Source organism: Sphaerisporangium sp. NPDC049002 (assembly GCF_040649355.1).
Classification (GTDB): Bacteria; Actinomycetota; Actinomycetes; order Streptosporangiales; family Streptosporangiaceae; genus Sphaerisporangium.
In genome coordinates this window covers 1-1,958 of the sequence record NZ_JBEZFH010000418.1, presented here as the reverse complement: position 1 = coordinate 1,958, position 1,958 = coordinate 1, and the positions used below count along the sequence as shown (strand labels likewise).

Annotated in this window: 2 pseudogenes; one reads left to right on the top strand and one right to left on the bottom strand. The window is 66.4% G+C overall.

Annotated elements, in window-relative coordinates:
* Nucleotides 1-385: 385 nt before the first annotated feature.
* Nucleotides 386-838 (bottom strand): annotated as a pseudogene (locus tag AB0B89_RS36160) (IS3 family transposase); the annotation flags it as partial.
* Nucleotides 839-901: 63 nt separating this feature from the next.
* Here AB0B89_RS36160 and AB0B89_RS36155 point away from each other — a divergent pair.
* Nucleotides 902-1,861, top strand: a pseudogene (locus AB0B89_RS36155) (ISAzo13 family transposase); the annotation flags it as partial.
* Between the last annotated feature and the right edge of the window lie 97 nt (nucleotides 1,862-1,958).

Genomic DNA, 1,958 nt, shown 5'->3' with positions numbered 1-1,958 from the left:
TGACGACTGGCGACGCGTCACTCAACCTTCGGTGGCACGAAACTAGTGGTCATCAACCTTCGGTGACAATGCTCAGCCTTCGCTGTCACAGGACATCGATCACCGTGGCCAGGTACAGGAAGCGGTGGTTTTGTTCGCCATTTCCGACCGCAGTTGTTCGCGACCGGCGACCGCACCCCCCGACCCGGCGGAGTTGATGTTCGCCAGTTCTGACCGCACCCGGCCGCCACGCGAGTGGACGCCGCTGACCTCGGCCAATGCCCTACCTCTCGTCGATGCCAATGGCCCTGAGCCGATGGCTGCGGTCACTTCTCGCGAACACCGACGCCCTGGCGCCCGCCTCGGTGCGGTCGAAAGCGGCAAACATTTGCGGTTGCTTCTCACGAACGAAACCAAAGCGGCCCTCGGCTACGGGCAGATAGGTGATGTCGCCCACGTACCGCTGGTTCGGCCCGGGTGCGGTGAAGTCCCGCCCCAGCAGGTCAGGCACCGCCTGCCGCGACCGTTCGGGCACCGTCGTGCGGACCTTCTTGCGCAGATGCACACCGACGATGCGATGGGCGCGCATCACCCGCTCCACCCGCTTGTGATTGACACGCACACCGCCGTGGCGCAGCTCAGCGGTGACACGCGGACTGCCGTAGGTGCCGTCGAACTCCGCGTGAATCGTCCTGATCCGCCTCGCGAGCTCGGCATCAGCGTGAGCGCGGGCCGCCCGCACCTGTGCGGCGGCACGCCACCGGTAGAACCCCGAGCGGGAAACAGCAAGGACACGGCACAGTCGCTTCACGCCGAAGGCGCTGGCGTGGTCGGCGACGAACTGGAAGCGACTCAGGACCCGTAAGACAATTACTGCTGGTTTCGGTGCGACTTCAGTGAGTGGTGTGCTAACTGGCTTTCCATGGCGATGTCGGAGACGGGCTTGGCGGTCCTGGATGTGAAGTTCGCGGCTGTGCTTCCGCATCTGGACGAGCGGCAGCGCCGTTTGTATCTGGCTGCTGAGGCGGATGCGCTCGGGCATGGCGGGATCGCGGTGGTGGCCAGGCTGGCAGAAGTATCGGAGTCGACCATCACGCGGGGACGTCTCGAGCTCGCGGGCGGTGCGCCGGTCTTGGGACGGGTGCGCCGTCCTGGTGGCGGACGTAAGTCGGCTGCTGAGCGGGATCCTGGTCTGGTTCCGGCGCTCGAGGCGTTGATCGAGCCGCGGGAGGTCGGTGATCCGGTTTCTCCGCTGCGCTGGACCACTGCCTCGCTGCGGGACCTGGCCGGAGAGTTGACCGAGGCGGGCCATCCGATCAGCGCCCCGGCGGTAGGCGATCTGCTGCGCTCGATGGGATTCAGTCTCCAGGGCATGGCCAAGAAGCGTGCCGGCAGCCAGGTTCCTGACCGCGACGCCCAGTTCCAGCACATCAACACCACGGTCGAGCAGTTCCTGGCTGAGGGCTTGCCGGTGGTGAGCGTGGACGCCAAGAAGAAGGAGCCGATCGGTGACTTCGCCCGGGCCGGCCGCACCTACCGGCCGAAGGGGAACCCGATCACGGCCCCAGATCACGACTTCACCTTCGCTGATACCCCGGTCGCGATCCCGTATGGCGTCTATGACCTGGGTCAAGACGTCGGCTGGGTGAATGTGGGCACCGACCGCAACACCGCGGCGTTCGCGGTGGAGTCGATCCGCCGCTGGTGGAACCAGCAAGGCCGAGATGGCTACCCGGACGCGACTCGGCTTCTGATCACCGCCGATTCCGGAGGGGCGAACTCCGCTGACTCCCACCTGTTCAAGAACGACCTGGCCGACTTCGCCGACGAATGCGGGCTGGCCGTCACCGTGCTGCACTTTCCGCCCGGGACATCGAAGTGGAAGGCCCAGCGCGCGGGCGCCGCGCCCGGCCCCGTACTCCGCGCCTGGACAGAGGAGGCACTCGGGACGAGCTGAATCGCCCTCGGACGAGCTGAAT